We start from the raw sequence: 26,355 nt of genomic DNA on the forward strand, positions 1-26,355 counted from the left end.
AGCTTCTTGAACAGCGCCACGAACTCGTCGGCGATGCTCTCCTGGACGCAGACCACCGGCAGGGCCATGCAGCGCTGGCCGGCGCAGCCATAGGTCGAGTTGATGATGCCGCGCACCGTGCGCTCCAACACGCAATCCTCGAGCACCAGGGCATGGTTCTTGGCTTCCGTCAGCGCCTGGACGCGCTTGCCGTTGGCGGCGGCCGTCTTGTAGATGTGCAGACCGACCGAGGTCGAGCCGACGAAGGCGACGCCCTTGATGGCCGGATTGACCAGGAGGCTGTCGGCCTCGACGCGCGAGCAGGTGACCAGGTTGACGACGCCCTTGGGCAGGCCGGCTTCGATCAACAGTTCCAGCATGCGGCTTGCCGTCTGCGGCACCATCGAGGCGGCTTTCAGCACCACGGTGTTGCCGGTGGTGATGGCGAAGGGAATCATCCAGCCCATGGGGATCATGGCCGGGAAGTTGTAGGGCGCGATGGCGGCGAACACGCCGAGCGGCTCGCGGAAGGACACCGTGTCGTAGCCGGTGGAGACGTTCATGCAGGTATCGCCCTGCATCAGGTAATGGGTCGAGCAGGCGCATTCGACCACTTCGATCGCCTTGAGCACGTCGCCCTTGGCCTCGGCCAGCACCTTGCCGTTCTCGGTGGCGAGCAGTTCGGTCAGCTCGTCGAGATGGGCGTCGAGCAGCTGCTTGAAGCGGAACATCAGTTGGATGCGGGTGGGGATCGGCGTATCGCGCCAGGCCGGGAAGGCGCGGGCAGCGGCTTCGACGGCGGCGTCGACCTCGTCCTGGGTGCAGCAGGGCGCCTCGGCGATCTGCTTGCCGGTCGAGGGATCCATCACCGGCATGTACTTGGCCGTCTTCGACACCCGCCATTCGTTGTCGACCAGGTACCTGAGACGCGCCACCGTGCCGAACTGATGCTGCAGGATTTCCTTGTTCATGATCCTCTCCCTTTGGCTGCGCCAGGACGCCGATCGCATCCGCCGGCCAGGTGCGCACGAAAATAGAATGTTTATTCTTTATTATTTTCCCGGTGGAATGTAAATACGCATTCGGATTTCAAACGTTCTACAAGCCCGTTCGCGCCGTTTGGCCGGCGCCGATAGGCCCTTTTCCGCGCCCGGGCGTGCCGCGCCGCGCGACTGAGTGGCGCGTTCATTTCGCAGGGTTCGCGGGCCAGGCTTGCCGGCGCCGCCGGGACCGTTGCCATGGCGCGAACGGCGTGCCGACGGCAGACTTTCGTTGTAGTCGTCAAAAATGGAATTTACATGCCGTATATAATCTAATAGGGAATAAATAGATCGAAACGCTTGCCGGCCCCGAACCTCGGCGCCGCTGACCGGCAGCCCCGTGCCGGAAGATTTTCCCGGGGCGCACGGATTTGCCCTGTCCCTTGCCCGGCGACGCCGAGCGACGGCCGATTTCGCTTTCGCAGCAAAAAAACTTGGCCCAGCCGATGACCGATCCGCCGGCTATCCGTCCGGCCAACAGCCCGAGGAGGAATGCATCATGTCCCGCGCCGAAACCGACCTTGCAACGCCGCTGTCGAGGACCGTCGCGACGACGCCCACCGACGTCTGGAACGATTCCTGCTCGATCAGGGAGCTGCAATATTCGCTCGCCAACGGCGCGGTGGGCGCCACCACCAATCCGTCGATCGTCCTGGCCGTCCTCAAGAAGGAATATGACGCCTGGAAGGAGCCGCTGCGGCAACTGGTCGCGCAGCATCCGGCGGAAACCGAGGACGCCATCGCCTGGCGGCTGATCGAGGCCATGGGCCTCAAGGGCGCCGAGCTGCTGTTGCCGGTGTTCGAGCGCCAACGCGGGCGCAAGGGCCGGCTGTCGATGCAGACCAGCCCGGTCTACTACATGGACAAGGAGCGCCTGGTGGAGCAGGCGGTCCGCTTCGCCGGGCTGGCGCCCAATATCCAGGTCAAGATTCCGGTGACCGCCGCCGGCGTCGCCGCCATCGAGGAGGCGACCTATCGCGGCGTGGTGATCAACGCCACGGTCAGCTTCACCCTTCCCCAGGCGATCGCCGTCGCCGAGGCGGTCGAGCGCGGCCTGAAGCGCCGCGCCGCCGAAGGGCACGACGTTTCGGCCATGACGCCGGCCTGCACCATCATGATCGGCCGCACCGACGACTGGATCAAGGCGGTGGCCAAGCGCGACGGCATCGTCGTCACGCCGGGTCACCTCGAATGGGCCGGCCTCGCCGTCATGAAGAAGGCCTACCGCCTCTTCGGGGAGCGGGGATACCGGACGCGCCTGCTCGCCGCCGCCTACCGCAACCACATGCATTGGTCGGAGCTGATCGGCGGCGACCTGATCCTCACCATTCCCTATGACTGGCAGGTGCTGTTCAACGGCTCCGACATCGAGGTGAAGCCGCGCATCGACGATCCCGTCGACCCCGCCATCGTCGACGAGCTCTATCGGAAGTTCCCCGATTTCCGGGCCGCCTACGACGAGAACGGCCTCGCCATCGCCGCCTTCGACGGCTACGGCGCCACCCGCCGGACGCTGCGCGCCTTCATCGAAGCCTACCGCGACCTGACGGCCATCGTCCGCGACATCATGATCCCGCCGGCCTGAGGTCTGCCCGCCGCGCCTGAGACCGGCATTACAGCCCCAGGCCGGCGGCGTTCGTTCTGTGCACGCCCTTGGGAACGAAGGGAAAGCCGTGGTCGAGGCCGAGGACGCTTGCGGCGAGGTGGAGCACCGACAGCCACATCTCCGTACCCTGGAGGCCGGGCGGCTGGCCGTCCGCGAAGGCGAAGCCGGCGCCCGGCTGCCAGCGTTCGGGCGCCCGTAGCAGGATGTCCTCGGCCATCGCTTCCGCCTCGGCCCGGCGATGGTCGGTCTGCCGCAGGCAGAGCATGAGGGGATGGATGGTGTCGAGAAGGTTGCAGGCGTTGTAGGCGGCGCCCGCGAAGCCGTTATTCGCGCGGTAGTGCATGAGGACGGTGCCGATGGTCGCCTCGGGGTAGGGCAGCGGCAGGCCGAACTGGGCGTAGGTGCCGCGGGTGAGCCGGTAGAAGCCGTTGACCGGCTGCAGCCAGCCGTCGGCGTCGCTGGGCCTCCCCCACAGGCCGGTCGTCCGGTCCGCCCGCAGGGTGAGCCAGCCGAACAGCGTGGCAAGCGGCCCCCGGGCGGCGAAATAGCGGGCGTTGAGGTAGAGCCCGGTGCCGATGGCGTCGACGGCGGCGCCGGCGCCCCAGGCATTGTCCGCCCACGGCAGGCCGTCGAGCCAGGCGCCGAGGGGCGGCGCGTCGATGTCGACGGCGGCGACGGGGTGGCGCGGCTTTGCGCCGAGAACTTCCAGCGCATAGCCGACGGCCAGCACGTTGTAGAGCGCCAGCGGGTCGTCCCGCGGCGGAACGCCGGCCGCGGCCGGCCGGGCCGGGTCGGGGAACAGGCCGGTCGTGGCGTCCTGCAGGGCCTGCAACCGCGCGACGGTGGTGGAGCGGGACGCGCCGCCGCCCGCCTCCGGGGGCAGCGCTTCCTCGACCGCGCCGAAGCCGGCGGCGATCTCAAACGCGTCGCAGAGATGGCGGGCACTCGGGCGGGCGACGCCGTCGGCTTCGGGCGACAGGTAGCCGTCGCCGGTCCGGTGGCGCGCCAGCACCTGCCGCCAGTCCGCCGCGACGCGCGTGCCGAGGGTGGCGAGCGCCCGTTCCGCCTCGCCGCGCCGGCTCGGCGTGACGCGGTGGCCGTCGCCGCGCCGGCGGACGACCTTGGCCGGAACGCCCGCCACGATGGCCAGGGGCGGCACGTCCCGCGTCACCACGGCGCCGGCGGCGATCACCGCGCCGCGGCCGATGTTGACGCCGTCGACGATCACCGCGCCGCGGCCGATGTTGACGCCGTCGACGATCACCGCGTTGGCGCCGATCCAGACGTCGTCGCCGATGTCGATGCCGGCGGAAACCAGCCCCTGGTGATGGATGGGGCGGTCGGGGTCCTCGAAGCCGTGGTTGAAGCCGACGATCGAGACGAGCGAGGCGATCCTCACGCCGTTGCCGCACCGCACCTTGCCGGAGAGGCAGGCGTAGGCGTTGACGGTGCAGTCGTCGCCGAGGGCGATGTCGCCGCGCACGACGGCTTGGGCGGCGATCCACGACCGTTCGCCGAGGATCAGACGCTCCGTGAACACCTGCGCGCCCGGCGCGACGAAGGCGGTCGCCGCGATTTGCGCCCCGGCATGTCGCGTCAGGTCGGCGACCCGGGCCCGATGGGCCGGATCGGCAATATCCGCGTCGGTTCGCTCCCAGCTCAGGACGGCGACGCGCGCCTTGCGGTGCGCTTCGGCGGCGCTGCCGGTGTCGACATGCGATTCAGTCATTTTCGGGTTCTTTCACAGAAGCGGATGCGGCAAGGCGGATGTCGGCACATCCTTCATGGAAAATGAGTCGATATTTTTCCACATAGAAACTTTTTCCTGATCGTCCTAGTATGCCGGCGGCAAAGGCAGGCCGACCAGGGGAAGGTTGGAATGGGCAAGCACAAACCGCCGCGTTCGGCGACTCTCAGCGACATCGCCGCGGCGGCGGGCGTTTCCGTGGGCACCGTGTCGAAGGCGCTGAACGCCAAGGTCGGCGTCAGCCCGGTCAACCGCGAGCGAATCATGCGGGCGGTGGAGGCCGTCGGCTATCGCAAGTCGGACGGCCGTCCCCGGCAGTCGACCGGTCTCGGCACGGCGACCATCGTCACCTACGACCGCTATGTCGGAAACGACAGCTTCTATGGCGAGATCCTGCGCGGCATCACCGAGGAGGCCGAGCGCATCGGCATCGGGCTCAGCGTCGAGATGCTGTTCCACGGCGAGCCGACGCCCGATCCGTCGAGCCTGTTCCGCCGGGGCCTGCCGGAGAGCATCATCATGATGGGGCTCGACCAGCCGGTGCTGGTCGACGCCGTCGCCGCCCTCGGCTGTCCGGCGGTGATCATCAACGGCATGGACCCCGCCATGCGGATCGACAGCGTTTCGCCCGACTATCACTTCGGCGGCTGGGCGGCGGCGCGGCACCTCCTCGACAGGGGGCACCGCAATCTCCTGCACGTCACCCATCCGTTCCGGGAATCGCTGACGCTTCGCCTCGAAGGATTCCGCAAGGCGCTCGAACGGTCCGGCGTTGCCTTCGACGCCGGCCGCCATCTGCTCGATACCGACGACGCCGGGCTGACCAGCGCCGGCGCGCAGCAGGCGGTGGCCAGGCTCATCGACAGCGGCAGGTTCGAGGCGACGGCGCTTTGCTGCGTGTCCGACATGCTGGCCATCGGCGCCATGCGCGCCGTGCTCGCCGCCGGCTACCGGGTGCCCGAGGACGTGTCGATCACCGGCTTCGACGATCTGCCGATCAGCGCCCACTGCGAGATTCCGCTCACCACATTCCACATCGAGCGCGCCGAGATGGGGCGGGCGGCGGTGCACATGCTGCTCGAGGGGGCGGCCAACCCGCTCCGCAACGGCCGCCGCCTCAGCCTCGGCGTCCAGCTCGTGGAACGGGCCTCCGTGGCGCCGCCGCCGCGCTGATCCGGTCATCGGCGGATCCTCACGGCGATGCGCTCTTCGAAGGGAATGGCAACGCGATAGAGCGTGTCCGGCCAGGCGAGGCGCAGCCGCGCATCGGCGACGGCGATCGCCTCGACCGTGGCCGCGCCGCCGCCGTCGATCTCGATCGCGCCGAGGCCGGGCAGCACCAGCCCGTCCGCCGCGATGCCCGGACGCCGCGCCAGCATCAGGTGCAGCGTCGAGGGGCCGGCCGGCGACCGCACGTCCTCGATTTCGATCCGTTCGCCCTTGACGAAGCGGACGGTGCGGTGCGCCGTCGTCACGCCGGCGGCCGGCGGAAAGGCGCCGGCGAGGTCCATCGACACGCGGCTTTCCCGCTCGCCCGGCTCGAAGACGAGGTCGCGGGCGCCGTAGGCGGCGCCGTAGCCCTCCTCGACACCGCCGAACAGCGGCAGGTTGTGATAGGCCGACCGGATGGTCCAGATCTCGTGACGGGCGGCGGAGAAGGTCTTGGCCGTGTAGGTTTCCACGCCGACGTCGATCAGCAGGGGCTCGCCGTCCCTGAACAGGATCAGCGAGCCGGCGTCGGCGTGGCCGTGGCTGTCGCCGTTGTCGCCGGCCTTGACGGCGAGGTCGAAGCTGGCGTCGCGCAGGATGAACAGGCCGACGCCGGGATAGTGGATGTCCGCCGCAGCGCGCGGCGCGGCCGGGCGGTGGGCGGCGAGCCGTTCGGCGGCGAACGCCGCCTGCAGCCGGTAGTAGAGGTTGATCTCGTCGGGCAGGTCGCGGTCGGTGGAGACCGCCCAGTCGGCGGCGGCGAAGTCGGCCAGGCGGTCCGAGCCGACGGCGAGGCCGAACAGGTATTCGCGGGCGCCGGCCCGGCCGGCCAGCGGCGAACAGTCGGCGAAGTTGAAGTAATAGGCGCCGCGCGCGTTGATGTTGACGATATACTCGGCGATGTTGCGGATCTTGTCCGACCGGGCGGCCGCGGCGAAGGCGCCGCCGGTGACCTTGTTCAGGATGTCCATGGCGTTGAACAGGCAGAGGCCGGCGTGGCGATAATATTGCGCGCCCTCCTCGCAGCAGCCGTCGTCCTGGTAGTCCTTGAGGAACGCGTCGAGGCTTTCGGCCGCCTTGACCACCACCCGCCGCCGCAGGTCGGCCGGGTAGTCGCCGCTCATGATCGCCAGCAGCACGTTCTGGGTGCACCAGACGGTCCAGTTGCACATCGGCTCGTCGCCGTCGCCCATCCACCAGAAATGCCGGCCGAGGTAGGGGGCGACGATGCGCGCGTCGATTTCGCGGCGGATGCGCGCCCGGATCAGCGGGCTGACGGCGTCGAGCGCGGCGCCGAGCAGGTGGTCGACGACCGCCAGCTGCGCGCCGGTTTCGCAGGCGAACAGGTCGAGGACCGGCGCGCCGACATCCGGCAGGATGGCCGTCGGCGTGTCGCGGACCAGCGTGTTGTGGGCCGGAAGCTGCCAGCCGCTTTCCTCGCAGAGGGCGAAGATGCCGTCGATGACCTGGTCGAGAAAGCGGCCGTCGCCGGCCACGCATTCGGCCATGACGGCGGCGTTGAGGGTCCGCCGCCGCGTGAGGTAGCGCGCCTCGAAGCGGGCGCGGTCGCCGTTGCGGCGGAAATCCATGTAGGCGGAGGCAGCAAGCGGCGGATAGGCCGCGCCGGCAAGGCTTTCGCCGCGCGCCGTCAGGGCGTCGCGGACGTCGGCCGGCAGGCGAAGCCAGGCCGCACGATCCCGGGCCGGTGGCGCCGGAACGAAGCGATCGATCGTCCGCGGCAGATCGGCCAGGCATTCGACGAACATGATGGTCTCCCGATTGTCATCCGGGCCGGCGGCGGCGCCGGCCGGCGTTCGCATCTTTCTATTTTCCATTAGGTGGAAAACACAACGTTTTTGGAAAGATGGAAAATATGCGTATTTTTTCGATTGCGTTTCGACGATTTGTGGAGTTTACACTCGTCCGGCCGTCGCGAGAATATCGCGATGTAGGGATCTCCGCCATTCCCAGCATATCCGTCGGGGAGGTGCCACGGACAGGCGGAAAGTGGAAATGTTTGGAAATTTCCGCTGACCCGATTGACGAAAAACGGAAAAGATTCCCGGGGAGGAAGCAATGGCGGTCACCGCTCCAGTTCGCAAGCCGCGCCCCATGACGCCCGCCCGCCGGCGGTTGCGCAACAACGTGGTCGCCTACAGCTTCATCGCTCCGAATTTCATCGGCTTCGCCGTCTTCACGCTCGGGCCGATCCTGTTCGCCTTCGCGCTCGCCTTCATGGACTGGGACGGCTCGAACGAGATGACGTTCGCCGGCCTCAGGAACTTCTGGCGCCTGTTCTCCGACGACGTGTTCCAGACCGCGCTCTGGAACACGCTCGTCTACACGGCGCTGACCGTGCCGCTGACGCTGGTCTGCTCGCTGCTTCTGGCGGTGCTGCTCAACCAGAAGGTCTTCGGCCGCAATTTCTTCCGCACCGTCATGTTCTTCCCCTACGTCGCCTCGCTGGTGGCGGTCGCCGTGGTCTGGAATATGATCTTCAATCCGGCCATGGGCCCGTTCAACATGCTGCTGGTGGCCTTCGGCCTCGATCCGGCGCATCTGCCCGGCTGGTCGGCCGACAAGAACTGGGCGATGGTCACGGTCATCCTGTTCTCCGTGTGGAAGAACATGGGCTACTACATGGTGATCTACCTCGCCGGCCTGCAGGGCGTGAATCCCGAGCTCTACGAGGCGGCCGGCATCGACGGCGCCAACGCCTGGGACAAGTTCCGCCATGTCACCATTCCGCAACTGAGCGCGACGACCTTCTTCGTCAGCATCATGCTGACCATCCAGTGCTTCAAGGTCTTCGACCAGATCTACATGCTGACGCAGGGCGGGCCGGGCACGTCGACGCTGGTCCTCGTCTACCACATCTACAACGAAGCCTTCATCTCCTGGGACCTGGGATACGCCAGCATGGTCGCCCTCGTCCTGTTCCTGCTCGTTCTCGTCGTCACGGTCGTCCAGTTCCGTCGCGAGCGGGACGCGTGACGGTTCGGGCCGGAGGAAACGCCATGAAAATTCTCGGTCGCAAGGTCAAGCCCGCCCGCATCCTCGTCTACGCCATCCTGGTCGCGACGGCGGTGACCATGCTGGTGCCCTTCGTGTGGATGCTGTCGGCGTCGCTGAAGCTCAGCAAGGACGTGTTCTCCTTCCCGGTGGAGTGGTTCCCCGCCCAGCCGGTGTGGCACAACTACGTCGACATCTGGACCAAGGTGCCGCTGGCGCTGTTCATCTGGAACACCTCCAAGCTGACCGTCATCGTCACGCTGCTGCAGCTCCTCACTTCGAGCTTCGCCGCCTACGCCTTCGCCAAGCTCGACTTCAAGTACAAGAACGCGCTGTTCCTCGGTTACATCGGCACCATCGCCATGCCCTGGCAGGTCTACATGGTGCCGCAGTTCATCATGATGCGCGAGTTCCACCTCAACAACACGCATCTGGCGCTGATCTGCCTGCAGGCCTTCACCGCCTTCGGCGTGTTCCTGATGCGGCAGTTCTACCAGAGCATTCCCGACGAGCTCTGCGAGGCCGCCCGCATCGACGGCATGAACGAATACCAGATCTGGTGGAAGATCATGCTGCCGCTGTCCAAGCCGGCGCTGTCGACGCTGACGATCTTCACCTTCGTCACCACCTGGAACGACTTCCTCGGGCCGATGATCTACCTCACCAAGACCGAGCTCAAGACGATCCAGATCGGCCTCCGCATGTTCATCGCCCAGTATTCGGCCGAATACGGGCTGATCATGGCGGCGTCGGTGGTGACGCTGATCCCCGTGCTCGTCGTCTTCCTCGCCCTGCAACGCTTCTTCGTCGAAGGCATCGCCTCGAGCGGCCTCAAGGGCTGAGCGCAGCGAAAGGACCATCATGACCGCGTGTATTTCGCCGACGATCGATCCGGTGACCGACGACGAGGTGGCGGCTGCGCTCGACCTCGCCGTCGACCTGGTGCGGCGCAACCTGCCCGAATTCACCCACGCCGCCCGCAATCATTCGAGCGTCGACAATTTCTACCCGACCTGCGCCAACGACCAGTGGACCTGCGGCTTCTGGCCGGGCCAGGTCTGGCTCGCCTACGAGCGCTCGCGAGACGAGGCCTTTCTCGACGCCGCCCGCGTGCAGGTCAGGGACTTCCACCATCGGGTGGAGAACCGCATCGCGGTCGATCATCACGACATGGGTTTCCTCTATTCGCCGAGCTGCGTCGCCGCCTACAGGCTGACCGGCGACCGGCTGGCCCGCGCGGCGGCCCTTCTCGCCGCCGACCGGCTGATGGACCGCTTCCAGCCGGTCGGCGGCTTCATTCAGGCATGGGGCGCCTTCGGGGAGCCGGAGAACTATCGCTTCATCATCGACTGCCTGATGAACCTGCCGCTGCTCTACTGGGCGACCGCCGAGACCGGCGACGGCAGCTATGCCGACGTCGCCCGCATCCACACCGCCACCTGCCTTGCCAACTCCATCCGGCCGGATTTCTCGACCTATCACACCTTCTTCATGGATCCGGTGACCGGCCAGCCGTCGCACGGGGCGACCTGCCAGGGCTACAGCGACGATTCGCCGTGGACGCGCGGCCAGGCCTGGAGCATCTACGGCACGGCACTCGCCTACAAGGTCGACCGCACGGAGGAAAAGCGCCAGCTTTTCGACCGCCTGCTCGGCTTCTACCTGAAGAAGCTGCCCGACGATCTCGTGCCCTACTGGGACCTGATGTTCACCTCGGGCACCGAGGAGCCCCGCGATTCCTCGAGCGCGTCGATCGTCGCCTGCGGCCTCCTCGAGATGGCGCTCCACGTCGACGAGGCAGCCGCCGCCGGCTATCGCGACCTGGCCCGGCGCATGGTGGCGAGCCTCGTGCAAACCTATGCCGTCACCGATCCGGCGGTTTCCAACGGCCTGGTGCTGCACGGAACCTATTCCAAGAAGACGCCCTTCAACACCTGTACGCCCGAGGGCGTCGACGAGTGCGTCATCTGGGGCGACTATTTCTACATGGAGGCGCTGACGCGCCTGTCCTCCGACTGGGTTTCCTACTGGTGAGGCGTCTATCGTGAATCCTCAGGCGTTCTTCGAAGGATCCGACCGTCTGTTCATGCGCGGCGCCGCCGACCGCGACCGGATCGCCGCCTTCGTGCGCGAGACCTATCCGGACGAGGCGGCCCGCCTCGTCGCCGCCGCCGACATGGTCGTCGCCCAGCGCTTCGTGTTCGAGGAGCGGTGGGACATGGAGCGCACCCACGTGCCCGAGGTCTTCCCGGGCGAGATCGACTGGCTGCACCAGCCGGGCGACGATCCCGAGTGGATCTTCGCCTTCAACCGGATGCGCTTCTGGATCACCCTCGGCCGCGCCTATGCGCTGACCGGCGACGAGCGCTACGCCAATGCCTTCGCCGGCCAGCTCGTCCACTGGGTGCGGACGGTCAGGCGGGACGATCCGGCCAATGCCAAGGCCTGGCGGACCATCGAGGCCGGCATCCGCATGGAATACTGGGTCAAGGCGATGGCCTGCTTCGAGGGCAGCCCGGCCATCACCCCCGAGGTGATGGACGCCTTCGTCGCCTCGATGACCGAGCACGCCGAATTCCTCATGGGGGTGTGGAACAGCTACAACCTGATGAGCAACTGGGGCGTTCTCGCCAACCACGGCCTGTTCATCGTCGGCGCCGCCGTGCCGGCCCCGCGCGCCGGCGACTACCGGCGCGAGGCCGCCCGCCGCCTTGCCGAGGAAGCGCGCATCCAGATCGACGACGACGGCTTCCAGTGGGAGCAGAGCCCGATGTACCACAACGAGGTCACGGCCTGTTACCTCGACGTGGTGACGCTCGCCGACCGGGGCGGCCACGAGCTGCCGGAGCCGATCCGCCGCAAGACGCGGGACCTTTGCCGCGTCACCGCGCTTTCCGGCAAGCCGGACGGCCACGAATTGTCGATGGGCGACAGCGACGACATCGACCAGCGCGACCTGGTGGTGCGCGGCGCCGTGATCTTCTCCGATCCGCTGCTCAGGGCGTTCGGCGGTCCGGTCATGGACGTCGACGCGGTGTGGGATCTCGGCGCCGACGCCATCGCCGCCTACGCGGCCCTGCCGGCGGAGCCGCCGCGCTCGGCCGATACGGCGCTCCACCACTCCGGCAATTTCTACCTCCGCGACCGCTGGGGCGAGGACGGCACCTTCGTGCATTTCCACTGCGGCACGCTCGGCGCCGGCCACGGCCATTCCGACAAGCTGCATGTCGACCTGTTCGCCCGCGGCGAGGACATCCTCGTCGACGCCGGCCGCTACACCTACGTCGACAAGCCGGAGCGCTTCGAGTTCAAGAACGCCTCGGCCCACAACACCGTCACAGTCGACGACGAGGAAGTCTACACGCCCGTCGACAGCTGGGGCTGCTCGCGCCTGTCGCGGGCGGTCAACCGCCGCTTCGTCGCCGGCGACCGCTACGCCTATGCCGAGGGCGGGCATCTCGGCTATCAGGAGCTCGCCTCGGGCGGCGTGTTCGTCAATCGCCGGCTGCTGTTCCTGAAGCCGGACATCCTGGTGATCACGGACGAGTTCCACACCGGGGCCGCCCACGCCTACCAGCGCTACTTCCATTTCGACAGCCGCGGCAAGGTGACCGGCGACGGCCGCCGCTTCGGCTACGACAGCGCGCGCAACGCGGTCGACCTCCTGCTGGTCGGCGGCGAGCCGCACGCGAGGCTCGTCGAGAGCCGCCTGTCCCGCCGCTACAACGAGGTGGAAGCCAACCTCACGCTGCGCGTCGACGACCGCGGCGACGGCCCGCTCCGCCTCTTCACCGTCATCGGCCTCAATCCGGCCGGCCGGCGCGAAGCGCTGTCCGCCGCGACGGTGCCGGTGACCTCGAACTTCAAGGGCGTCCGGTTCGACGATGCGACGATCCACGCCCTCGACATCACCAAGGGGGAACGGGCTTTCACTGTGGTGATCGCCCACCGCGAATACGCGAGCCCCACCGATACCTTCAACGCGGACGGCTGCACCGGCTTCGGCGAGGTCTCGGTCTTCGACCGCAGCGCCGGCGAAACCAGCGTTGGAACCATTCTCGTCCGGTAACGGGCGACACTGAGCAATCGGAGGACCGTCATGGCGGGCATTTCGCTTCGTGACATTCAGAAGACCTACGGCTCCCTGACCGTCGTGCACAAGCTCAACCTCGAAATCCGGGACAAGGAGTTCATCGTTCTGGTCGGACCGTCGGGCTGCGGCAAGTCGACGACCCTCAGGATGATCGCCGGGCTGGAGGAGATCACCGCCGGCCAGCTCTACATCGGCGACGCCCTCGTCAACGATCTGGAGTCCAAGGATCGCGACATCGCCATGGTGTTCCAGAACTATGCGCTCTACCCGCATATGACGGTCTACAAGAACATGGCCTTCGGCCTCGAGCTTCGGAAGGCGCCCCGCGCCGAGATCGACGCCAAGGTCCGCGAGGCCGCCAGGATCCTCGACATCGAGCACCTGCTCAACCGCAAGCCGAAGGCGCTCAGCGGCGGCCAGCGCCAGCGCGTGGCGCTCGGGCGCGCCATGGTGCGCAATCCGGCGGTGTTCCTGCTCGACGAGCCGCTCAGCAACCTCGACGCCAAGCTGCGCGCGACGATGCGGGTGGAGATTTCAAAGCTGCACAAGAGCCTCGGCACCACCTTCATCTACGTCACCCACGATCAGGTGGAGGCGATGACCATGGCCGACCGCATCGTGGTGATGAAGGACGGCTTCATCCAGCAGGTCGACACGCCGCAGAACCTCTACGACAATCCCTGCAACATGTTCGTGGCCGGCTTCATCGGCTCGCCGCAGATGAACATGCTGCCCGTGCGCATCGAGCGGACCGCCGCCGGCTTCGCCGCCCGCTTCGGCGACGATGTCATTCCGCTGCCCGAGCGCGCCGGCGAAGCGGTGCTGGCGCCCTGGCTCGGCCGCGACTGCATGCTCGGCATCCGGCCGGAAGACCTGCACGACGAGGCCTCCTCCTACATGGGGCAGGCGACGACGACGCCGATCACCACCACGGTCGAGCTCGCCGAGCCCATGGGATCGGAGGTCCACCTCAATCTCATCGTCAACGGAACCAAGATGGTGGCCAAGGTGCCGCCGCGCTGCAAGGCGCGCGACGGCGACGCGGTGACGCTCGGCATCGACACCACCAAGCTGCACCTGTTCGACAGGGAAAGCGAGAACACCATCTTCAACTGAGGCCAATGGAGGCCGGCATGTGGAGGTTCGGCGCCCGCCGCGGCGACGTCAGGGAGATCGACAGGAACGCGCCGCCCAAGAGGGGCGCGGCGCTTTTCGTCGACATCCTGGCGCGCGAATGGTGGGAGCTGTTCAAGCTCAACCTGCTCATGGTGCTGTTCGCCCTGCCGATCGTCACCATTCCGGCGATGCTGGCGGCGACGACGCGCATCACCACCACGATGATCCGCGACGAGAACCACTATCTGTGGCGGGACTTCCAGGAGAGCTTCCGGCGGCAGTTCTGGCGCGCCACCCTTGTCGGCTGGATTTTCGGGGCGGCCATCGCCCTCGGCGTCGCCGCCGTCGCCGTCTATGCGAGAGCGGCGGCCACCGAGCCGCTTTTCGTGCTGCCGGTGGTGGTGTCGCTGTTCGGCACCATCGTGCTCCTGCTCATGGCCTCGCACAGCCTGACGCTGATGGCGCTCACCGGCCTTCCCACCCTGCAACTGCTCGGCAAGGCCTGCCTGATGACCGTCGCCGGCTTCCTGCCGGGGCTGGCAGCGCTGCTGCTCTGCGCCGTGGTCTGGCTGGTGCATGTCGCCGCCTATCCGGTCAGCATCTTCATTCCGGCCACCTTCGGCTTTTCGCTCTGCGCCCTGGTGATGACCTTCCAGAGCCAGCGCGCGCTCGTCCGCTACCAGTCGCTCGCCCGCCGGGCGGCCGGCACGGGAAACATGGTTTGACAAGGGGTGCCAGCGGCATCCGAAATCGAGGGAGAGAGAGATGAAAAACTTGAAAGCCTTCGCAGCGGCGATGTCCGCCGTCGCTTCCGTCGCCGTCGTCGGCCACGCCTTCGCCGCCGACAGCGAAACCATCAAGTGGGCGCTGTGGGACTGGGACAAGACCGCCTATTACCAGCCCCTCATCGACGCCTACCAGGCCAAGCATCCCAACGTGAAGATCGAATATGTCGACCTCGGCTCGACCGACTACCAGACGATGCTGAGCACGCAGCTCACCGGCGGCGCCGACGACCTCGACGTCCTGACCATCAAGGACATTCCCGGCTACGCCACCGTGGTGCGCGCCGGCCAGCTCGAAGACCTGACCGGCTACATGAAGGACAACGCCATCGACCCGGCCGCCTATTCCGGCCTGATCGAGCAGATCACCATCAAGGACAAGGTCTACGCGCTGCCGTTCCGCAGCGACTTCTGGGTCGTCTATTACAACAAGGACCTGTTCGACAAGGCCGGCGTTGCCTATCCGACCAACGACATGACGGTGGCCCAGTATGACGAGCTGTCGCGGAAGATGACCAGCGGCGCCGGCTCCGACAAGGTCTACGGCAGCATCTTCCACATCTGGCGCAGCACCGTCGAGCTGTTCGGCATCCTCGACGGCCAGCACACCGTGGTGGACGGCAACTACGACTTCCTGAAGCCGTGGTACGAGCGGGCGCTCCAGTTGCAGAGCGACGGCATCGTGCCGGACTACGCCATGCTGAAGACGTCGAACACCCACTATTCGGCGCCCTTCTTCAACAACACGGTGGCGATGCTGCCGATGGGCACCTGGTTCGCCGCGACGCAGATCGCCAAGGTCCAGTCCGGCGAATCCAAGTCGACCAACTGGGGCATCGTCAAGTATCCGCATCCGGACGGCGTCACGGCGGGCACCACCATCGCCACCATCACGTCGCTCGCCGTCAACACGCAGTCGAGCCACAAGGAGACGGCCCTCGACTTCCTCAAGTTCGTGACCGGCCCCGAGGGCGCGGCCATCGTCGCCGCGACCGGCACCATCCCGGCGGTGCGCGACGCCAAGGTGATCGACACCATCACGGCGATCGACGGCTTCCCGAAGGACGAGAACAGCAAGGCGGCGCTCACCATCGAGAAGGGCTATCTCGAGATGCCGGTGCATCCCAAGGCGCCGCAGATCGAGGTGGCGCTCAACCGCGTCCACGATTCGATCATGACCAAGAACGAGACGGTCGAGGACGGCATCGCCGAAATGAACAAGACGGTGGGCAACATCATCGGGCAGTGAACTGCCGGTGCACCGCCAAGGAAACAGGGCGCCGCGGCCGGATTTTCCCGCCGCGGCGCTCATTTAAGGAGGGATGAATGTCCATTCGCCTGAAAATCGTCGCCGCCGACGGGACCGTGCACGCCGAGGCCCGCGGCGAGACCGAAGTGCAGCTCGTCTATTCGGCCGCCTATGCGCCGGGTGACCGCATTCTCCTCGCTACGGACGCAACGCCCGCGCATGTCCGGGTTCGCCTGGACGATTGTCTCGCCTGTCCGCTGCTGTGGCTGCCGGAGGGGCGCTTCGACTATTCGCCGCCCTTCGGCGACGCCGCGAAGGCCTTTGCTCCCTTCGCCTTTGCCGGCGAGCGGCATTTTCTCACGGCACGGCTGGCCACGCCCGAGGAGATCGGAACGCGGCGCGACCTGGCGCTGAACCCGTTCGACTTCGCCGACAGCACCGTCTTTCCGCACGCCTTTGCCAACTCGGTGACGCGCGGCGAGGCGCTGTTCGCCGCCCGCAACGCCATCGACGGGCTAACCGCCACCGCCGGCCATGGCGAGTGGCCGTACACCAGTTGGGGCATCGATCGCAATCCCGAGGCGGAGCTGACCGTCGCCTTCGGCCGTCCGGTGCTCGTCGACGAGGTGGTGTTGCATACCCGCGCCGACTTTCCGCACGACGCCTGGTGGTCCCAGGCCCTCCTGTCCTTTTCCGAAGGGCCGGATCTGGCGATCAAGCTGGAGAAGACCGGCAGCGGTCAGCGGACCCGCTTTCCGAAGCGCCCGACCGAATGGATCCGGCTGCACCGCCTGATCAAGGCGGACGATCCGTCGCCTTTTCCGGCGCTGACGTCGATCGGTTGCCTGGGAGTGGAGGCCGGCGCCGGACTGTGAGGCCGACGAATCCGCTGGAAGGCTGACGGCCGATTGGTATCACTGATTTTTCTCCGGCCTCGGCTATGCTAGGCTGCGTTCCAGAGTCAACTGGAACTGAGAATGGTTACCATCAAGCAGATCGCCAAGGCCGTCGGCGTATCCTCGACCACCGTGTCGCGGGTGCTGAATTACGATCCGTCGCTGACCATGTCGGAGGCCAAGCGTCAGGCCATCATCGAGACGGCCGAGGCGCTGAATTACGAAACGCCGCGCAACCGCTCCAGGGCCGGGACGGCGGCGGAGGCGAGCCAGCCGGCGAAGCTGGTGATCGTGCATTTTCTCGACCCGTCGGAAGAGATCGCCGATCCCTATTATGTGGGCGTTCGCCTGGGGATCGAGAACCGCTGCCGCGAGCTGAACGCCGAGGTCACCAAGGCCTTTCACCCCGACGGTCTTCCTGACGCGCAGCAACTGGCGGCCTCGGCGGGCGTCATCGTGATCGGCAAGCATAGCGCCAGGGATATCGCCTGGCTGCGCCGGCATGCGCGCCACGTGGTCTTCGCCGATTTCGACCCCCACAACGACGAGGTCGACAGCGTCTTTTCCGACATGGGGGTGGCCACCCTCAAAATACTGAATTTCCTGAAGGCGAGCGGCTATGGCCGCATCGGCTTCATCGGCAGCTCGGATTATCTCGACGGCGAGACCCGGCAGTTCGGCGAGTGGCGATGCGCCACCTATATCGACTGGCAGAAGGCCGAGGGGCGCTTCGATCCCGATCTGGTGCTGCTGGCCGACAGCGGGCTCGGCCAAAGCCACCGCCTCGAGGACGGCTACCGGCTGGCCTTGCAGATGCTGTCGCTGCCGGCGCCGCCGGACGCCATCGTCACCTCCAACGACAACATGGCGATCGGCGCCTACCGGGCCATCCAGGAGCGCGGCCTGCGCATTCCCGACGATATCGGCATCGCCTCCTTCAACGACATCCCGGTGGCCCAGTTCCTGACGCCGCCGCTGACCACGGTGCGCATCCACGCCGAGCATATCGGCGAAACGGCCGTCGACCTGCTGTTCGAGCGGCTGGCCGGCCGCACCTTCGGCCGGCAGGTGCGCATCGCCACCGAACTGATGCTGCGGGCCAGTTGCCGCACGCCGGGAGCGGCCGACTAGATTTCATCACTGATTTTTCCCTTGAGGGTTAGAGAAATTTCTCTTGATCGATCGCCGCTGCATCAGTAAAAAATCACTGACGCGGCGGGTAGGCGCCGCGGTGCCATCGCTCAAGGGAGGAAACAATGATCTATTCGAGGAAAGGTGCCTATTGCGCGCTGATCGGCGCCAGCCTGCTTCTGTCCACCTCGGCCATGGCCGGCGAGATCACCGTCTGGTGCTGGGACCCCAACTTCAACGGCGCCATCATGCAGGAAGCCGGCGCGCGCTATGCCGCCAGGCATCCTGAGACGACCATCAAGGTGGTGGATTTCGCCAAGGGCGACGTCGAGCAGAAGCTGCAGACGGCGCTCGCTTCCGGCACCACCCAGGCGCTGCCCGACATCGTGCTGATCGAGGACTACGGCGCCCAGAAATACCTCCAGTCCTTCCCAGGCGCTTTCGCCGCCCTGTCGGACAAGGTCGATCACGCGGCCTTCGCGCCCTACAAGGTCAAGCTGATGACCGTCGACGGCACGGTCTACGGCATGCCGTTCGACACCGGCGTCGCCGGCATGTTCTACCGCAAGGACTATCTGGAAGCGGCCGGCTTCAAGCCGTCGGACATGGAGAACATCACCTGGGACCGCTACGTCGAGATCGGCAAGGCGGTGGTCGAGAAGACCGGCAAGAAGATGGTCGCCATCGACCCGAACGGCGCCGACCTCATCCGCATCATGATGCAGTCGCAGGGCAAGTGGTATGTCGACGACCAGGACAACCTGACCATCACCGACAACCCGGCGCTCAGGGCCAGCCTTGAGGTCGAGGGCAAGCTGATCAACGCCGGCGTCGTGAAGACGCTGTCGGGCTGGACGGAATGGGCCGGCTCGATCGGCTCCGGCGACGTGGCCACCGTGATGAGCGGCGTCTGGATCACCGGCACCATCAAGGCGCAGGCCGACCAGTTCGGCAAATGGGGCGTCGCGCCGATCCCGAGCTTCAGCGCCGACGGCAAGGGCCACGCCTCCAACCTCGGCGGCTCGAGCTGGTATGTGCTCGATGCCTCCGCCGAGAAGGACGAGGCGATCGACTTCCTGAACGAGATCTACGGCAAGGACGTCGATTTCTACCAGAAGATCCTCACCGAGCGCGGCGCCGTCGGCTCGCTGCTCGCCGCCCGCACGGGCGACGCCTATTCGACCGCCGACGACTTCTTCGGCGGCGAGAAGGTCTGGCAGCGCTTCGCCACCTGGCTGGCCGAGGTGCCGCCGGTCAACTACGGCGCCTTCACCACCGAGATCGACACCGCCGTCATGGCGCACCTGCCGGACGTCCTGAAGGGCGAACCGCTCGACGACGTGCTGAAGTCGATCGAGGCGCAGGCCCAGGGCCAGATCCAATAAGCCTGTGGGGCGAATCCGCCCGACTTGCACGGCGCGCCGCGGCCTCCTGCCGCCGCGGCGCGTTCCGAACGACGCCTGATGCCGAGATGCATTGAAAATGCCTCTTGGTATTCCGCTTGCCGATTCCTCATGCCCTCGATGCAGATGAGAAATCGGCAATGGCCTCAATGAGCGGATGCGTCAGCATCTTCGCGAATTGGTATGATGCCCGAAAGGCGGCCCATGACCATCGCCCGAGCTAACGGACTGAAGCGCAGCTACGACCTCAACGGCTGGCTGTTCATCGGCCCGTCGGTCGCGCTGATCGCGATCTACCTCGTCTATCCGATCTTCCGCTCGCTCTACCTGTCGTTCTACGCGGGCAAGGGCATGATGATGAAGTTCGCCGGGTTCGGCAACGTCGTCCGCCTGTGGCACGATCCGGTCTTCCTGTCGGCGCTCACCAACACGGTCGTGTTCTTCGTGGTGCAGGTGCCGATCATGATCACGCTGGCGCTGATGCTCGCCTCGGTGCTCAACAACGACCGCCTGAAATTCATCGGCCTGTTCCGCACGGCGATCTTCCTGCCCTGCGTCACCTCGCTGGTCGCCTATTCGGTGCTGTTCAAGAGCATGTTCTCGGCCGACGGGGTGGTGAACGCCAGCCTTCTCGCCGTCGGCCTGATCGGAACGCCGATCGGCTGGCTCACCGAGCCGTTCTGGGCCAAGGTGCTGGTCATCCTGTCCATCACCTGGCGGTGGACCGGCTACAATATGATCTTCTACCTGGCGGCCATGCAGAACATCGACCGCTCGGTCTACGAGGCGGCCCGCATCGACGGCGTGCCGGCCTGGGCGCGTTTCGCGCGCCTCACCGTTCCCATGCTGAAGCCGGTGATCCTGTTCACCACCATCACCTCGACCATCGGCACGCTGCAATTGTTCGACGAGGTCTACAACCTCACCGAGGGCAAGGGCGGGCCGTCGGATTCGACGCTGACGCTGTCGCTCTACATCTACAACCTGACCTTCCGCTACATGCCGAGCTTCGGCTACGCGGCGACCGTCTCCTACGTCATCGTCATCATGGTGGCGCTGCTCTCCTTCCTGCAATTCTACGCCGCGAGGGACCGGTCATGAACCTTTCGCGCCTCGCCGGCGACGCCGTCCAGTACCTGTTCGTCGGCATCGCCGCCTTCCTGTCGGTGTTCCCCTTCGCCTGGATGGTGATCAGCTCCACCAACACCTCGATCGACATCCTCGGCGGCAAGGCCACCTTCGGGCAGGCGTTCGCCGCCAACGTCGGCAACTTCTTCGCCCAGGTGGATGCGCCGCTGGTGTTCTGGAACTCCGCCAAGGTGGCGGTGATGGCGACGGTGCTGACCATCGCGATCTCGTCGCTGGCCGGCTACGGCTTCGAGATGTTCAGGTCGAAGACGCGCGACCGCGTCTATTCGATGGTGCTCCTGACGCTGATGGTGCCGTTCGCGGCGCTGATGATCCCGCTGTTCATGATGATGGCCAAATCGGGCCTGATCGACACCCATATCGCCATCGTGCTGCCCGGCATCGCCTCGGCCTTCATCATCTTCTACTTCCGCCAGTCGACCAAGGCCTTCCCGGTGGAGCTCCGCGACGCCGCCAAGGTGGACGGGCTGAAGGAATGGCAGATCTTCCTCTACATCTACGTGCCGGTGATGCGCTCGACCTACGCGGCGGCGATCATCATCGTCTTCATGGCCAGTTGGAACAACTATCTCTGGCCGCTGATCGTGCTGCAGTCCAACGAGACCAAGACGATCACCCTCGTCGTGTCGTCGCTGGCCTCCGCCTACAATCCCGACTTCGGCGTGGTGATGATCGGCACCATCCTGGCTACCCTGCCAACCCTCTTCATCTTCTTCGTCATGCAGCGCCAGTTCGTGCAGGGCATGCTTGGCTCCGTCAAATAGGAAAGTCCCGATGGCCGCCGTTGAACTGACCGACCTCCGCAAGAGCTTCGGGACACTGGACATCATCAAGGGCGTCGACCTGGCCATCGATCCCGGCGAGTTCGTCGTCTTCGTCGGCCCCTCGGGCTGCGGCAAGTCGACGCTGCTCCGGATGATCGCAGGCCTCGAGGACATCACCTCGGGCGAGTTGCGCATCGGCGGAGAGGTGATGAACGGCGTCGATCCCTCGCAGCGCGGCATCGCCATGGTGTTCCAGAGCTACGCGCTCTATCCGCACATGACGGTGCGCGAGAACATGGGCTTCGCGCTGAAGTTCGCCGGCATCGCCAGGGCGGAGATCGACCGCCGCGTCGACGATGCCGCCGGCACCCTCGGCCTCGGTGCGCTGATGGACCGCAAGCCGAAGGCGCTTTCCGGCGGTCAGCGGCAGCGCGTCGCCATCGGCCGCGCCATCGTCCGCGATCCCAAGGTGTTCCTGTTCGACGAGCCGCTCTCCAACCTCGACGCCGAGCTGCGCGTCCACATGCGCGTCGAGATCGCCAAGCTGCACAAGCGCCTGCAATCCACCATCATCTACGTGACGCACGACCAGGTGGAGGCGATGACGCTGGCCGACAAGATCGTCGTGCTGAGGTCGGGCATCGTCGAGCAGGTCGGCCGGCCGCTCGACCTCTACGACGATCCGGCCAACATGTTCGTCGCCGGCTTCATCGGCTCGCCGAAGATGAATTTCCTGCCGGCGCGCATCGAGGCGGCGGAGGCGGGCCGCGTCACGGTCGCCCTCGCCAGCCAGCCGGGCGTCCGCCTCGACCTGCCGGCCGCCGCCGGCACGGCGAAAGCCGGCGACGCAGTCAGCCTCGGCATCCGGCCCGAGCATTTCGTCGCCGCCGGAACGGGTGACGCCGACCTCGCCGTCGAGGTGGACGTCGCCGAGCATCTCGGCAGCACCAGCTACGTCTACGCCGACGTCGCTCCGGGCGAGCGCGTCATCATCCAGCAGGAAGAGAGCCGGCACGCCACCGCGCGGGGGAGGCTGGTGGTCGGCCTGCCGGCGGAGCGCTGCTTCCTGTTCGATGACGCCGGCCGGCGCATTCGCTAGCAAGATCAAAATCTTAAGAACAAGCGTGCGGCGAGGCGGAGGCCATTCGTCTCTTCGCCGGCGCCAAATCCATCTGATGCGGCGGATCGCCGCGAGCGGGGTCGGGACATGTTGGGCGTCTGTTACTATCCGGAGCACTGGCACGAGAGCCGCTGGCAGCGCGACGCCGCGCGCATGCGCGAGATCGGCATCACCCACGTCCGGATCGGCGAGTTCGCCTGGTCGCGGATCGAGCCGGCGCGGGACAGCTTCGACTTCGGCTGGCTCGACCGCGCCATGGAGGTGCTGGCCGGCGCCGGGCTGAAGATCATCCTGGGCACGCCGACCGCCACGCCGCCCAAATGGCTGGTCGACGAATGCCCGGACATCCTGCCGGTCGACGTGGAGGGGCGGGTGCGCGGCTTCGGCTCGCGGCGCCACTACACGTTCTCCTCCGAGCGCTGGTGGAAGGAAAGCGCCCGCATCGTCGAGGCGCTGGCGAGGCGCTACGGCCGCCACCCCGGCGTCGTCGGCTGGCAGACCGACAACGAGTTCGGCTGCCACGGCACCACCCTGTCCTGGGGGCCGGAAGACCTCGGGGCGTTCCGGGACTGGCTGCGCCGCCGCTACCAGTCGACCGACCAGCTCAACGCGGCGTGGAACAGCGTGTTCTGGTCGATGGAAGTCGGCAGCTTCGACGAGGTGACGCTGCCCAACCTGACGGTGACCGACGCCAACCCGTCCGCCCGCATGGATTTCTGGCGCTTCGCCTCCGAGCAGGTCGCCGCCTACAACGCCGCCCAGGCGGAGATCATCCGCCGCCATTCGCCGGGGCGCTGGATCACCCACAACTTCATGGGCTTCTTCACCGACTTCGACCATTTCGCCGCCGCCGACAGCATGGATATCGCCGCCTGGGACAGCTATCCCACCGGCTTCCTGGAGGTGTTTCCCTTCAGCGAAGCGGAGCGGACCCGCTGGGCCGAGACCTCGCACCCGGACGTCGCCCCCTTCAATCACGACCTCTATCGCGCCGTCGGCCGGGGCCGCTTCTGCGTCATGGAGCAGCAGGCGGGACCGGTCAACTGGGCGCCGTGGAACGCGGTGCCGAAGCCGGGCATGGTCCGGCTGTGGACGCTGGAGGCGCTGGCGCACGGCGCCGAGCTGGTCAGCTACTTCCGCTGGCGGCAGGCGACGACGGCGCAGGAGCAGATGCATTCCGGCCTCAACCTGCCGGGCCTCGACGAACTGTCGCCGGGCGGCAAGGAAGTGGCGGCCGTCGCCCCCGAAATCGCCGCCCTGGGCGAGCTGCCGCCGGTCGAGCCGGCCAGGGTGGCCATCGTCATGGACTACCCGAGCCACTGGGCGGCGGCCATCCAGCCGCTGGCCGCCGATTTCCGGCCGATGGAACTGATCTTCCGCTGGTACGAGGCGTTGCGGCGGCGCGGCCTCGACGTCGACTTCATCCGGCCGGGCAACGCGCTCGATGCCTACGATCTCGTCGTCGTCCCCACCCTGTCGGAGGTCGACGCGGCGATGGAGGCGAGCCTCGCCGCCTTCGGCGGCGTGGCGCAGATCGGCCCGCGCACCGGCTGCCGCGACCGCGCCTTCGCCATTCCGGACAACCTGCCGCCCGGCCCTCTGGCCGATCTGACCGGCAACCGGATCATCCAGGTGGCGACGCTGCGGCCGGGCCTCGGCCATCCGGTCACCGGCGACGTCACGGGCGCGGCGGTGCGCTGGCGCGAGCATGCCGAGACGACGGCCACCGTGCTGGGCCGGTTCGCCGACGGCGGCCCGGCGCTGACCCGCAAGGGCGGCGTCTTCCATCTCCTGTGCTGGCCGGATGGCGACTTGCTGGAGGCGGCGATCGGCCAGGCGGTGACTGCCGCGCGATTGCCGGTCCTGGCCCTGCCGGAGCACGTCCGCATCCGCCGCCGCGGCCCGCTCATCTTCGCCTTCAACTACGGCGACGAGCCTTGGCCGCTACCGGAGGCGGGCGACCTGATCCTCGGCGATCCCCTTGTCGCCCCTCGATCAGTCGCGATCTGGCGATCGCGCCCGCGCTAGGCCAATATGCGGCTATGCGCATAGACTTGGGCAAACAGGCGATTGGGTATTGCCTTCCGCCCATATCCCGGCAAACCGCGTCCGGCGGTGCCGGTTCAGTCCCGCTCTCCCGGCGCGAGCATCGATTTCAGCGGCTCTTCGGCGACGTTGGCCGCGATTTCCTAGCGGCCGGGCATCTCGGGCAGGGCCTTGCGGGCCGAAGACGTGGTGCGCGTGTCGGAGGGCGTCGCCTATTCCTCCGGTGGAAGACGGTTGGCGGCGTGATCCTGCTCCAGGTCGGTCTTGATGGCGTTGCCGTCCTGGCCGCGCTCCTCCGAATGCTGCTTCTTGTCCCGGTTCGACAGGATGTCGTTTTCGCCCACGAGGTTCTTGTCGAGCTCGGTCATGGCGCCCGTGCCGTCGCCCTTGCCTTGCGATCCCTTGCCGAAATGCTTGCCGTCGCCGTTGACCATTGCGCGCTCCTTGGCGTTCGAGGGGGTGGGAATTGGCAGTTGAAAGACTCCAACCCCGGTTGCCGGCATTTGTTCCGGAACATCCGTGGTCGCGGTGGGGCCGTAGAGGCATGGAAGGCACGAGCGCGAGGAGGTCCCGATGACCAGCCAGCGCTTCAAGACCAAGCGTGGCCAGTTGTGCTGGGTGCCCGATATTGGCGGCTTGTTCTACTCGTCCCGAGGTCCTCGCCTGCGCGAGGATGACAGCCTGATGGCAGCGCTCGCGAGCGGCTATATAATTGACATATATATATAATTTATCCGCTCGCTCCGAGGTCCGCCCTACGCCGCCGCCAGCGCCCCTTGCCTCGCCGGAAACGGCCGGAACGTCATCAGGATCAACATGGCTGCCAGCCCCATGCCCCACGAGCCGATATACATCAGCGCGTAGCTGTCGAAGCGGTCGTAGATCATGCCGCCCACCAGCGGGCCGGTGGACATGCCGAGGCTGCCGGCCATCGCCGTGCCGCCGATGATGGTGCCCATCATCTTCAGCGGGAAGTTCTCGCGGATGATCACCGCGTAGAGCGGCATGGTGCCGGCGTAGATGAAGCCGACCATCGCCGCCACCGCATAGAAGCCGCCGAGCTCACTGACGAAGGCATAGGCGAGCACGCCGAAGGCCTGCGCCAGCAATCCGAGCACGAGAACACGCTGCGCGCCGAACCGGTCGCCGGCCAGGCCGAAGCCGATGCGGCCGAACATACCGGCCAGGCCCTCGACGCTGTAGATCGACACGGCGGCGATCATCGGGATGCCGCAGGTCACCGCATAGCTCACCGTGTGGAAGATCGGGCCGGAGTGGGTGGCGCAGCAGAAGAAGTTGGCCAGCATCAGCGTGATGAACTGCGGCGGCAGCACCGCCTGCCGCACCGTCATGCCCGATTGCGGCTCGTCGGCCGCCGTCGCGTCCTGCGGGCCGTCCAGCGCCGGCGGCCGGCGCACGAAGAGCGCCGCGGGAATCATCAGGGCGGCGGTGAGGCCGGCGATGATCAGCATGGCGCTGCGCCAGTCATGGATGGTGACCAGCCAGGCCGCGAAGGGGGCCATGGTCATCGGCGCCATCCCCATGCCGGCGGAGACGAGCGAGACGGCAAGGCTGCGCTGCGTGTCGAACCAGCCGGTCACGCAGGCCATCATCGGTGCGAACACCGCGGCGGTCGCCACCCCGACCAGCAGCCCGAACAGCAGTTGGAACTCGATCAGCGACCCCGCCCGGCTGGCGAGCGCCAGGCTCGCGGCCAGCACGACCGATCCCGTGAGCACCACCGGCCGCGGCCCGAACCGGTCGGAGAGGTTGCCCCACGCCATGCTGGCGACCGCCATGGCGAGGAAGCCGATGGTCATCGCCGTGGATATGCCGGTGACCGACCAGCCGGTATCCTGCGACATCGGCCTCAGGAAGATCGGCAGCGAGAACATGGCGCCGATGGCGACGCAGCCCAGAAGGCCGCCCGCCGCGACGATCACCCAGCGATAGGAAGGGTTCATGGCGTTCCCCCGAGGGCAGGGCGCACGACGCCGGTCACGGGTCGGA

At 66.8% G+C, this 26,355-nt stretch carries 22 protein-coding genes; 17 read left to right on the forward strand and 5 right to left on the reverse strand.

What is annotated here, in order from left to right; translation table 11 throughout:
• Positions 1-950, reverse strand: a 950-nt coding sequence (locus CJ014_RS23355) for an aldehyde dehydrogenase family protein (protein WP_118847946.1), incomplete at its 3' end; no start/stop codon positions are given.
• A gap of 568 nt (positions 951-1,518) precedes the next feature.
• Between CJ014_RS23355 and CJ014_RS23360 the strand changes: the two genes are divergently transcribed.
• Positions 1,519-2,604 carry a transaldolase family protein gene (locus CJ014_RS23360; RefSeq protein WP_100082918.1) on the forward strand — a complete coding sequence of 362 codons (1,086 nt, stop codon included), beginning with the start codon at positions 1,519-1,521 and terminating at the stop codon, positions 2,602-2,604.
• Positions 2,605-2,632: 28 nt separating this feature from the next.
• On the opposite strand, the gene CJ014_RS23365 is transcribed toward CJ014_RS23360, so the two are convergent.
• The gene (locus tag CJ014_RS23365) at positions 2,633-4,354 is read right to left on the reverse strand and encodes an acyltransferase (RefSeq protein ID WP_100082919.1); all 1,722 of its coding nucleotides are present in this window, start codon (positions 4,352-4,354) and stop codon (positions 2,633-2,635) included.
• A gap of 150 nt (positions 4,355-4,504) precedes the next feature.
• Here CJ014_RS23365 and CJ014_RS23370 point away from each other — a divergent pair, with 150 nt between their 5' ends.
• Entirely contained in the window at positions 4,505-5,545 is a 1,041-nt protein-coding gene (locus CJ014_RS23370; RefSeq protein ID WP_100082920.1) for a LacI family DNA-binding transcriptional regulator, read from the forward strand.
• 5 nt (positions 5,546-5,550) lie between these two features.
• Here CJ014_RS23370 and CJ014_RS23375 read toward each other — a convergent pair whose 3' ends face one another.
• Entirely contained in the window at positions 5,551-7,401 is a 1,851-nt protein-coding gene (locus CJ014_RS23375) for a heparinase II/III domain-containing protein (RefSeq protein ID WP_245427596.1), read from the reverse strand.
• Between the two features lie 256 nt (positions 7,402-7,657).
• Here CJ014_RS23375 and CJ014_RS23380 point away from each other — a divergent pair, with 256 nt between their 5' ends.
• From CJ014_RS23380 to CJ014_RS23445, 14 genes are all read left to right on the forward strand, one after another.
• Positions 7,658-8,575: a carbohydrate ABC transporter permease gene (locus CJ014_RS23380; RefSeq protein ID WP_100082921.1), complete on the forward strand. Its 918-nt coding sequence runs from the start codon at positions 7,658-7,660 to the stop codon at positions 8,573-8,575.
• 23 nt (positions 8,576-8,598) lie between these two features.
• Positions 8,599-9,435: a carbohydrate ABC transporter permease gene (locus tag CJ014_RS23385; protein WP_100082922.1), complete on the forward strand. Its 837-nt coding sequence runs from the start codon at positions 8,599-8,601 to the stop codon at positions 9,433-9,435.
• 19 nt (positions 9,436-9,454) lie between these two features.
• Positions 9,455-10,627: a glycoside hydrolase family 88 protein gene (locus tag CJ014_RS23390; protein ID WP_100082923.1), complete on the forward strand. Its 1,173-nt coding sequence runs from the start codon at positions 9,455-9,457 to the stop codon at positions 10,625-10,627.
• Between the two features lie 10 nt (positions 10,628-10,637).
• Positions 10,638-12,662, forward strand: a complete 2,025-nt coding sequence (locus tag CJ014_RS23395) for an alginate lyase family protein (RefSeq protein ID WP_100082924.1) — start codon at positions 10,638-10,640, stop codon at positions 12,660-12,662.
• Positions 12,663-12,692: 30 nt separating this feature from the next.
• On the forward strand, positions 12,693-13,802 hold the full coding sequence (locus CJ014_RS23400; RefSeq protein ID WP_100082925.1) for an ABC transporter ATP-binding protein: 1,110 nt from the start codon (positions 12,693-12,695) through the stop codon (positions 13,800-13,802).
• Between the two features lie 17 nt (positions 13,803-13,819).
• A complete protein-coding gene (locus CJ014_RS23405) occupies positions 13,820-14,527 on the forward strand; it encodes a DUF624 domain-containing protein (RefSeq protein WP_165790963.1) in 708 nt (235 codons plus the stop codon).
• Between the two features lie 40 nt (positions 14,528-14,567).
• Positions 14,568-15,836, forward strand: coding sequence for an ABC transporter substrate-binding protein (locus CJ014_RS23410; protein ID WP_100082927.1), 1,269 nt, complete (start codon positions 14,568-14,570; stop codon positions 15,834-15,836).
• Between the two features lie 77 nt (positions 15,837-15,913).
• A complete protein-coding gene (locus tag CJ014_RS23415) occupies positions 15,914-16,711 on the forward strand; it encodes a carbohydrate-binding protein (RefSeq protein WP_100082928.1) in 798 nt (265 codons plus the stop codon).
• Between the two features lie 102 nt (positions 16,712-16,813).
• Positions 16,814-17,863: a LacI family DNA-binding transcriptional regulator gene (locus CJ014_RS23420; RefSeq protein ID WP_100082929.1), complete on the forward strand. Its 1,050-nt coding sequence runs from the start codon at positions 16,814-16,816 to the stop codon at positions 17,861-17,863.
• A 125-nt stretch (positions 17,864-17,988) separates the two neighbouring features.
• A complete protein-coding gene (locus CJ014_RS23425) occupies positions 17,989-19,248 on the forward strand; it encodes an ABC transporter substrate-binding protein (protein WP_100082930.1) in 1,260 nt (419 codons plus the stop codon).
• Between the two features lie 222 nt (positions 19,249-19,470).
• Entirely contained in the window at positions 19,471-20,367 is an 897-nt protein-coding gene (locus CJ014_RS23430) for a carbohydrate ABC transporter permease (RefSeq protein ID WP_100082931.1), read from the forward strand.
• Complete coding sequence (locus CJ014_RS23435; protein ID WP_100082932.1) at positions 20,364-21,179, forward strand: carbohydrate ABC transporter permease; 816 nt, start codon at positions 20,364-20,366, stop codon at positions 21,177-21,179. Before CJ014_RS23430 ends, CJ014_RS23435 begins: the two co-directional genes overlap by 4 nt.
• Before the next feature lie 10 nt (positions 21,180-21,189).
• On the forward strand, positions 21,190-22,278 hold the full coding sequence (locus CJ014_RS23440; protein WP_100082933.1) for an ABC transporter ATP-binding protein: 1,089 nt from the start codon (positions 21,190-21,192) through the stop codon (positions 22,276-22,278).
• A 108-nt stretch (positions 22,279-22,386) separates the two neighbouring features.
• Positions 22,387-24,327 (forward strand): beta-galactosidase, encoded by a 1,941-nt coding sequence (locus CJ014_RS23445; RefSeq protein WP_100082934.1) that lies wholly within the window; start codon positions 22,387-22,389, stop codon positions 24,325-24,327.
• A gap of 230 nt (positions 24,328-24,557) precedes the next feature.
• Here the strand turns inward: CJ014_RS23445 and CJ014_RS23450 are convergent, their stop codons facing one another.
• Positions 24,558-24,779, reverse strand: a complete 222-nt coding sequence (locus tag CJ014_RS23450) for a hypothetical protein (RefSeq protein WP_100082935.1) — start codon at positions 24,777-24,779, stop codon at positions 24,558-24,560.
• A 139-nt stretch (positions 24,780-24,918) separates the two neighbouring features.
• Here CJ014_RS23450 and CJ014_RS27945 point away from each other — a divergent pair, with 139 nt between their 5' ends.
• The gene (locus CJ014_RS27945; RefSeq protein ID WP_165790964.1) at positions 24,919-25,074 is read left to right on the forward strand and encodes a hypothetical protein; all 156 of its coding nucleotides are present in this window, start codon (positions 24,919-24,921) and stop codon (positions 25,072-25,074) included.
• 26 nt (positions 25,075-25,100) lie between these two features.
• On the opposite strand, the gene CJ014_RS23455 is transcribed toward CJ014_RS27945, so the two are convergent.
• Positions 25,101-26,309, reverse strand: coding sequence for an MFS transporter (locus CJ014_RS23455; protein WP_100082936.1), 1,209 nt, complete (start codon positions 26,307-26,309; stop codon positions 25,101-25,103).
• Positions 26,310-26,355 lie beyond the last annotated feature (46 nt).

This window comes from Pleomorphomonas carboxyditropha (genome assembly GCF_002770725.1).
Classification (GTDB): domain Bacteria; phylum Pseudomonadota; class Alphaproteobacteria; order Rhizobiales; family Pleomorphomonadaceae; genus Pleomorphomonas; species Pleomorphomonas carboxyditropha.